This is a genomic window from Microcystis sp. LEGE 08355 (genome assembly GCF_015207185.1).
Taxonomy (GTDB): domain Bacteria; phylum Cyanobacteriota; class Cyanobacteriia; order Cyanobacteriales; family Microcystaceae; genus Microcystis; species Microcystis panniformis.
In genome coordinates, this window is the sequence record NZ_JADEXI010000190.1 from 1 (window position 1) to 7,677 (window position 7,677).

6 protein-coding genes and 2 pseudogenes are annotated in these 7,677 nt (G+C 43.7%); 2 read left to right on the top strand and 6 right to left on the bottom strand.

Annotated features, from left to right (window positions below; all coding sequences use genetic code 11):
- The first annotated feature begins 137 nt into the window (after positions 1 to 137).
- Positions 138 to 404, top strand: coding sequence for a hypothetical protein (locus IQ242_RS11385; RefSeq protein WP_151696896.1), 267 nt, complete (start codon positions 138 to 140; stop codon positions 402 to 404).
- Between the two features lie 70 nt (positions 405 to 474).
- Here the strand turns inward: IQ242_RS11385 and IQ242_RS11390 are convergent, their stop codons facing one another.
- The 6 genes and pseudogenes from IQ242_RS11390 to IQ242_RS27105 form a co-directional block, all read right to left on the bottom strand.
- Entirely contained in the window at positions 475 to 720 is a 246-nt protein-coding gene (locus IQ242_RS11390) for a UPF0175 family protein (protein ID WP_193960052.1), read from the bottom strand.
- 334 nt (positions 721 to 1,054) lie between these two features.
- The gene (locus tag IQ242_RS11395) at positions 1,055 to 2,710 is read right to left on the bottom strand and encodes an ATP-binding protein (RefSeq protein ID WP_193960053.1); all 1,656 of its coding nucleotides are present in this window, start codon (positions 2,708 to 2,710) and stop codon (positions 1,055 to 1,057) included.
- The gene (locus IQ242_RS11400; protein ID WP_193960054.1) at positions 2,707 to 3,945 is read right to left on the bottom strand and encodes a restriction endonuclease subunit S; all 1,239 of its coding nucleotides are present in this window, start codon (positions 3,943 to 3,945) and stop codon (positions 2,707 to 2,709) included. The genes IQ242_RS11395 and IQ242_RS11400 overlap by 4 nt, the downstream gene beginning before the upstream one ends.
- A 39-nt stretch (positions 3,946 to 3,984) precedes the next feature.
- The gene (locus tag IQ242_RS11405) at positions 3,985 to 4,200 is read right to left on the bottom strand and encodes a hypothetical protein (protein WP_046660763.1); all 216 of its coding nucleotides are present in this window, start codon (positions 4,198 to 4,200) and stop codon (positions 3,985 to 3,987) included.
- Between the two features lie 23 nt (positions 4,201 to 4,223).
- Complete coding sequence (locus tag IQ242_RS11410; protein WP_370582979.1) at positions 4,224 to 6,497, bottom strand: N-6 DNA methylase; 2,274 nt, start codon at positions 6,495 to 6,497, stop codon at positions 4,224 to 4,226.
- Positions 6,471 to 6,886, bottom strand: a pseudogene (locus tag IQ242_RS27105) (type I restriction-modification system subunit M N-terminal domain-containing protein); the annotation flags it as partial. The pseudogene IQ242_RS27105 and the gene IQ242_RS11410, both read right to left, overlap by 27 nt.
- A 408-nt stretch (positions 6,887 to 7,294) precedes the next feature.
- Here IQ242_RS27105 and IQ242_RS11415 point away from each other — a divergent pair.
- Positions 7,295 to 7,677 (top strand): annotated as a pseudogene (locus tag IQ242_RS11415) (NAD(P)H-quinone oxidoreductase subunit D4); the annotation flags it as partial.

The following is a 7,677-nucleotide window of genomic DNA, read 5'->3' on the forward strand; positions in this document are numbered from 1 at the left end:
CCCCTTGATAAGGGGGGTGCCGATCCCCCCTGCCCCCCTTGATAAGGGGGGCATCTGATAATTTTTAACACCTAGCCACTTATGAGAAACGCTATAATAGGTTATTATACATAAAAAATATTTAAGCATTAACGGATATGAACAACCAACTGGTTAAAACTTTAGCACAAATTATTAGATCCCTTTCTGAAGAAGAAAAACAACAACTAGAAAGAGAATTAACATCTAATGGAGCAATAGAAGCAATAAAAGACTATCAAAAATTATCTTTTTGTCAAACGGCTACCCCTGAAGAATGGATAAAAGCTTTTGAAGAATGGGCAGAAAGTCATAGAGATAAGAATTTTCCTCAATTATCTGATCAAGATATTAGCCGAGAAAGTATCTATGGAGAACGGGGTTAAATGTCTTATACTAAATCCGTTGAGTAACGCACAGAAAACGGGTTTCTCGGAGAAATCCGTTTTCTACTCATCAAATGTCACGCTCTGACAGCAATCTCTGCATTTGAATCTGATTTATTCCCAATATTTCCCTTGCTGTCCCTAGACTGATTTTATTTTGCTCAAATAGGGAAATAGTTGTTTCTCGCAAAGTGTCAGTATTGCTATCTTCTAAGATGATGACGCGGATCTGTTTACCTTCCCATTCAGAAGAATATTCGGCGGGAATAGTGACTATGCCCTTTTTTAGGATGGTTTTAAATTCGATCGCTTGCATGGGATACCTCTGAGATATTAAATTAGTTTAATGGAAATTTTTTGCTCCAAAACCTCTATATCAATTTTAGAAAGTTCATTCTTATGTACGGAGTGGAGGCGATAATGAGTCCAAATTTGTAGGGTTAATCGGATAATCCATCCGTTTACATCCATTTAAGCAATTCTTTTGCTTGTCCTTCAGAGAGGCGACAGAGATCCATGGCTCATAAAGGCTCATAAAGGCTCATAAAGGCTCATAACTTGGCTCATAAAGGCTCATAACTTGGCTCATAAAGGCTCATAATTTGGCTCATAAAGGCTCATAACTTGGCTCATAAAGGCTCATAATGGCTTTAATCGACTTTTGTATAAAAGGTTGCACGGCGCATACCATGCTGGTTTAAGCGACCTTGTTGTTTGAGCTTCTGTAACAGTTTAGAGGCTTGATCTTTGGTTAGACGACAGAGATCCATCACATCCGATCGCTTGATTTGCCCATGTTGAGCGGCGTAGTTAAGGACGAACTGCTCATTTTGGAGATTTGAGAAGCCTATTTGTCGAGTGTACTCAGCTTTTTGTCCTGCGGCTTGATAGACGGTAGGGGCGAGGGTATAGGTACGGCTGCGGGTGATGCCATGCGCTTGGACTAATCCGATTTCGTTGAGGAATTCTAAGGTTTTTCTGGCTTGGAGAATATCTCGTTGAATATATGTTGCTAACTCTTCGGCGCTGAGTCGTTTGGTTTCATGTAAAGCGGCTAGGGCGATGAGGCTATCTATGGGCAGGCTTTTACCTTGGCGATTTTCTTCGGCAACTACCAGTTTGAGAAACTCTAGGTCGGCGGCATCGGTGGAAAGGCGCAAAAAGACTGTTTTACTATCTGTCTGGCTGTAGTTGGGGGCTGGTCTGCCAAATCTGAGTAAGCCGCGATAAATGCTGTCTATTCCTCGTCCTGATCGCTCTACTAATCCGATCCGTTTCATGGCATCGGCAAGGCGGGGATTGCGGGGACGGGGTTCGGTGGTGAGGAGGTTGGCGAGGGTGACTCCATCGACTAAGCCCCCTGGGTTACTGATAACAAGAGATTCATCTTCTAATCGGACGTGAACGGCTGCGCGTTCGTGATAGTCGCGATGAATGAGGGCATTGGCGATCGCCTCGCGAAAGGCACTCATATCGACTTTGGGGACGGGGACGCGAAATAAACCGACTTGTAGTTCTTCTTCGGGGTTGTAGGGGCGAAAGTTGGTTTCTAGCCAGTCGAGGGCTTTGAGGAGGGGAAAGCGGCGAAATTCGTTGAAATGGACGGCTTGCTGTGCCATGACTTGAAAGGCAAATTCATGGGTGGGTACGAGGTCACGCAGGGCGGTTTCACGTCCGATGAGAAGCAATCCTGTCAGGGTGGGGATGCGGCTCCCGTCTGGTTGTCGGGCGGTTAGTCCCAAGGCTCCGTCAAGGTCTGCGTCATCAAGTTCTAGGAGGATGCGATCGCCGCCATAAGTTTGGATACATTGGCGGAGGCGTTCCCGTTCTAAGGGGTCAAAGTCTTGGAGGGTGCTACCTGCAACGGGTTGAGCGGATACATCCACTAAGCCGAAGGTGCTGGCGCGACTCGTGCGATCGTGGGGCATCATGGGGACGCATTCGGGGGTTCCGTCTGGTTTGAGGCGGCGGCGCAAATATACGCCGTTGGTGGTGGCGACTTCTCCCTTTGCCTGTGGGACTTGAATCCGAGCGACTTCTATGTTTTCAATGGTGAGGGTTTCAACTTGGACGGTGAGGGATGGGGATGTACGCGCTGCGACTAAACCCCCTAAGCCGTTTAGATGTCGGTGTTCTGGGTGTAGTCCTGTGGCTGTGCCGTCGTCCTCTACGCCTAACCAAAGTTCGCCGCCGTCGGTGTTGGCGAGGCAGGTAATGGCTTCGATAAGGTCACGATCTGAGAGTTTTTTCTGATCGCTTTTAAATTCAACGGTGAGGGTTTCGCGGGGTGGAATAGGAGACTTCATAGGTTGTCTGTCTCCCTTTCTTTAATTAATTCGATAACTCGAACTTTGCCAGTTAGCAGGTCTTGCATAAGACCAAACTTAATAGACTTTAACTTGGTTAAATATTCAGATTGGTTACTAATGGCAAATTGGATTGAATCAAGAAATTTAACAATGATTTTTTGCTCGTCTATTCTAGGAAAGAATAAAACTACCTTTCTTAGTTCATTACTATTAAAAGTATTATTTACTTGTATTTTTGCTGTTTGAAAAAATCCTTTTTCTTTTATATCACAAAGCAAATACCATAAAAATCTTGAATCACACAATCTTGGCGATGTTCTGATTTTTAGAAGAAAGCCAACATGAGTATATTTTTCTTCAAGATTAAAGTAGGCTGTTTTTCCTAAATGATTTTGGCTTCCGTTTCGCCAATTAAAAAGCAAATCACCTTTTTTAAGTAAATCACTTTGTTTTACTTTATTCTCATCAGAATAAGCTAATAACTCAGGCTTTACAATTAATTCTCCAGAAGACAAAACACATGGCAATGTTACTGTTAAGATTCCACTGTTTCTTGACTGTTCTATTGCGTCGGATATCCCATAAGAAATAGTGGAAATTTCTCCAATCTTTTTCACCTCCCACTCAACCGGAATTCTCCCAAGCGGTGAATCCTTAAATTCATGGGTTTCTTCACTGCGAATATTGCCGTTTTCATCAATTCCTTTGGTGAGCAAGTCCTGCATTAGTCCCGTTTTGATGCGCTGCTGCTTGGCAATTAGGGCTTCGGTTTGCTCAATCGCGCGGTCTATTGTTGAGAGGATGGTGGCGATTTGGGTTTGTTCTGATTGATCTATAGGATAGTCACAGATAAACTGTTTTAAATGTTTAAAATGGCGATCATATCCGTAATTTCCAATTCTTTCCGCTGCGTATAAAACTAGATAGAAGAAGAATAAGTCGTCAACCTCTTTTGTCGATTTAATGATTTGCGTCCCGTCTGCACCAACGACAAACGGGAAGTCAATAAATTTTGTATGTCTTGTATGATCACCAAAAACTATGTAAGGAAGTCCATTGCTTATTACTTTTTTAATATCGTCACAATATCCACATATAAAATCGGAACTTTGATCAATAATCGGATAGGAACCATTTTTTAGATACTCCGATGACTTAATCTGCTTTGACTTATCATTTCTGGAAAACAAAATATTTCCAAGACTGATTTCTTGCCAACCTTCCACACTCATACCAAATACCTCAACTTAATCAAAAAAACATTTAAAAACTCAAGAGTTCCTTATCTCACTTTGATATTCTAAAGGATCGATAGTTAGTTGAATGCTACCCGCATAAGCTGCGAGTGCTTTAAAAGACTCTGTACTATCTTCCTGTTCACTTTCCTGCAATAATGCCTCAATTTTTTGCCAATCTTGGTAATTAATAATTACCGCCACTGGCTTCAGATTTTCATCTGTGACAAATTGCTTTTTAATAGACTGCATAACCTGCTCCTAACTGACTTAGATTATTCCCTATACCCTAGTTTAACCAAAAACTCATTTAATTCTCCTAAAGTCTGCTCTCGCTGGGCCTCCATTTCCTGACTCGAAACCGCATACTTATCCCAAAGATTCTCAACCTTAGCGACAAGTCCCCGCTTTTCCCCATTCAAGTAACGAGTAAGCTGCTCCGATACCCAATCATAGAGCTTTTTTAAAATCAATTTTTTCGCCTCTTCATCCCTTAACTGTCCTCCTATTTCAGTCAGTAATCCCTCAGGATAAGATAATTTAATCTCCAAGGCTTTCTTATCCTTATTAAGCGCGTTAATCTTGGCCTTTTCTTCCTTTTTACTGGCATTTAACCCCATAAGCTGATTTTGTACCTGCTCAAGTAATTCAATAGTTTCAGCCTTAAATTCCTCATCACCAACCCGTTTTAAGCGCAGCTTTAACTCAAGCTGACTCTGCTGTTCCTTAAGCGTATTCTTAAGTAACTTGATCCGGTTCTCAATGTCAGTAATAACATTGTATTCTTGTTGGTAATATTGGCGCTCTCTGGCTGCTGAATCGCCCTGGGATTGCTTCAGGTCATCTATCAACTCTTTAAGCCATTTCTTAATCGATGCGGCGCTAACAGTTTCTTCCTCTTCCGGTTCATGATTCGCCACCTCTTGCGCTGATTCCACTGCTTCGCTTAACTCCCCTTGTACTGCACTAATCTTACTTTCTAGTTCCTCAATTGCCGCCTCTTCCGCCTGAAAAAATGCCGCTAATAAATACTGATCAGGGATAAGAGTATGATGCCAGCCAGTGTTAATAATAGTCTTTAGATCATAGCGAATCTGCTGCCACCAGTTAACAAACACCCCCGCCGATTTAAACTCATCTAAAACCCCTAAAGGAATCAGCTGCTGTTTAAGGTTGCTCAGTAATTGCTGCCGCACTTGGGGCATAATATTATTTCCCTCCAACTTGGCAAAATCATCCCGCGCTTCTCGCCACCAATTTTTAAGCGTAGTATAGTGGTCGCTTATCCTTGCTTGTAAATCGGGATTAGCTTCCAGATTCTCTTTAATAGCGGCTTTCGTGGCAATTTCTGGGCAAAAACTAGCATAGCCGGGGCGTAGGGGTCTAAATAGGGTATTTGTATTGATGCCAAACTTAGCAAAAGTATCCTGTTGTGCGGCAATTTCAGCCTGCGGAATACCCCCGATCAAGTGAGCTTTTACATCCTCCGGTTCCGGGTCTGGCGTATTATCCACATAGCGGCGAATATTAAGATTAAAGTCGTGTTTTTCGACAATTTCCGACTTATCTACCAAGCGGCTATATTTGGGATATTCTCGCTTGTGGGTAAAGACATAATCGATCTTTTCAATGTCTTCGGGGCGCAATTTATTCTGGTTCTTTCCCTCAGCATATTCTCGATCGGCATTAATAAAAAGGATTTTATCGCGTAATTCATCAGGTTTATTTTTATTCACCACCAACACACAGGCTGGGATACCCGTGCCATAAAATAACCCCGGGGGCAAACTAATAATCGCCTCAATCAGATCATCCTCAATTAAGATCTCTCGAATCAGCTTCTCCTTCCCCCCGCGAAATAGCACCCCATGGGGCATGATAGTGGCCATGTGGCCGTCGGGTTTAAGACTGGCAATCATGTGCTGGACAAACATCAGATCCGCCTTTTTCCCCTTTTCTGGGCAGAATTCGCGAAAGCGGTTAGTAAACTTGAGATTAGACCGGCTGTAATCCTGGGAAAAGGGCGGATTAGCCAGAACTCGGTCAAACTTGCGAATCTGTCCGTTTTCTAAAATGAGCGGCTCTTCGAGAGTGTCCCCGTTTTCAATGGTGAAGCGGGTGACGTTGTGGAGGATCATATTCATATTACAAATTGACCAGACTGTACCGTTAGAATCCTGTCCGTAGAGCGCCAGATTCTGGGGATTTTGCCCCTGTTCCTCCACATATTGATAGGACTGGATAAGGAAACCGCCTGACCCCACGGTAGGGTCATAGATAGTATGGCCCGCTTGGGGTTTAACCAACTGTACCAACAGCCGCACCACCTCGGCCGGCGTGTAAAATTCTCCCCCTTTCTTCCCGGCACTATCGGCAAAGTATTTGATTAGGTACTCGTAGGCGGCACCCAATAGGTCGGGAAACTCAAAATTATCGTTGACCAGCACAAATTGGGGCTGATTGAAATGATCTAGTAAATCCTTCCATTTGTGGTCAGGTATCTTGGTTTTGCCCTTGGTGGCATTAAAATCGATGTTATTCTTCAGCACTCCCGCCAAGGCATCGTTAGCATCCTCTACCGCCGCTAATGCCTTATTGAGCATATTGCCGATGTCCTGCTTAAGGTGTTTGAGCGGCGGCACTTCGTGGCCGTTTTCGTCGCGCCAGGATTGATGCCAGCGAGCGCGAGGAGGTACGAAAAATGTTTCTCCATAGGAGATTGGGTCTTCTTGCAGTTGGGCCAGCAGCGACGGGTCTGGGCATATTGTTTCTTGAGTTGCGCTTGCTTGCGCTCAAACTCGTCTGACAAGCGTTTGAGGAACAACATCCCAAAGATAAATTCTTTGAACTCGGAAGCGTCCATTTTACCGCGCAGAATGTCCGCCGCCTTAAATAGAAAGTCTTCGAGTTGACTGAGAGTGATCTTTTCTTGTTTCATCGTTAGTTACCTTAAATGTTCACCAGTTTAAGTAGCTGTTTATATAGCGTTTCCCAATCTCATGAGGTACACCAAAATCTTAACTCCTGAATCCCGAATCCTGAATCCTGAATCCCGACTCCTGACTCCTGACTCCTGACTCCTGACTCCTGACTCCTGACTCCTGACTCCTCAAAACCTAAGACTCTGTACCTCACAACTATGGGAATTGCTATAATTAAATTGAAAATGGGTTTTAGGCTCGATCCCCCCTTGCCCCTGTAGGGTTGATTCATGAATCAACCCTACCTTGAATCAACCCTACCTTGATAAGGGGAGTGTCTGACAACTTTTAACACCTATCTACTTATCTTGCTAAAGATTGACCGCTCAGGCAATAATGGGAAGGTTTATCATGCCCATTAAAGAATGCTGAACGCTTTTATTTGGCTACCGATTATAGGGGCGATACTGATTGCCTACACGCCTCTAGAGGCGAAAAAAGTGCGAGGATTAGCTCTAACTCTTGCTGTCGTTCTCTTACTGCTTAATATTCTCCTTGGCTGGCAATTTGACCCTAGTAACCCGCAAATGCAGTTCACGGTTAACCTGCCTTGGATTAATTTCCTCGGTTTCAATTATGCCCTCGGGGTCGATGGATTGTCATTTTCGTTACTTTTTCTTAACAGCATCTTGACAATAATTGCTCTTTATGCTAGTGGTACAGAGGTTAACCGGCCGAAATTTTACTATTCTCTGCTCTTGTTACTCAATGCCGGAGTAGCGGGGGCCTTTCTAGCGCAGGATTTACT